Consider the following 714-nt stretch of genomic DNA (forward strand, 5'->3'; position numbering starts at 1 on the left):
ATCATCTAATCAGACTCACATCTTGCTCAACGATTTTAAAGGCGACCATTCGGTCGCTTTTTTGTTTCTGTTCGCTATTTTTTCGTCACAACTGTTATGAGTTTTGTTGCTAAAGGTTGATAGCGTTAAAGAAATGAGAACAGTATTGTCGCTATAATCGCCTCCCATAAGAATCTTCTAAAATAAGAGTAGCGTGTATAGGGTCCAGTGATATACCAAAGCTACGGTATCAAGATTCTCCCGCAGAGTTACTTAAAGCAATGTCATAAAGTGCCCACACTAAGAAAAGGCACCTATACCATCAAAAGGATAGTCCATGAGTCAGGATAAAATCGATATCAAAGATGTGACTCCTAAAACCTTTAATCCCAAGACACATAAAGGTAATGGAGATCGATTTAACCCCAATAACCGCATCTACGTGCGTGAAAGCAAAGGGAAATTTCAACAACTGCGTCGCTATGGCGGCTGGTTCTTATTGCTACTGTTCGCCCTGATCCCATGGATTCCATTTGGTGAAAGACAGGCGATTTTGCTGGATATTGGTAACCAACAGTTCAACTTCTTTGGTACCACCCTCTACCCTCAAGATCTGACCCTGTTAGCGATCTTGTTTATGATTGCAGCCTTCGGCCTGTTCTTTATTACCACCTTTTTAGGCCGTGTTTGGTGTGGTTATCTGTGTCCCCAGACCGTGTGGACCTTTATGTACAT

Annotated in this window: 1 protein-coding gene; it reads left to right on the forward strand. The window is 41.9% G+C overall.

Annotation, left to right across the window (positions count from 1 at the left end; translation table 11 throughout):
- Positions 1–316: 316 nt before the first annotated feature.
- A partial coding sequence (locus KIV40_RS33310; RefSeq protein ID WP_285353675.1) for a 4Fe-4S binding protein occupies positions 317–714 on the forward strand: 398 nt, incomplete at its 3' end.

Source organism: Vibrio sp. D173a (assembly GCF_030248475.1).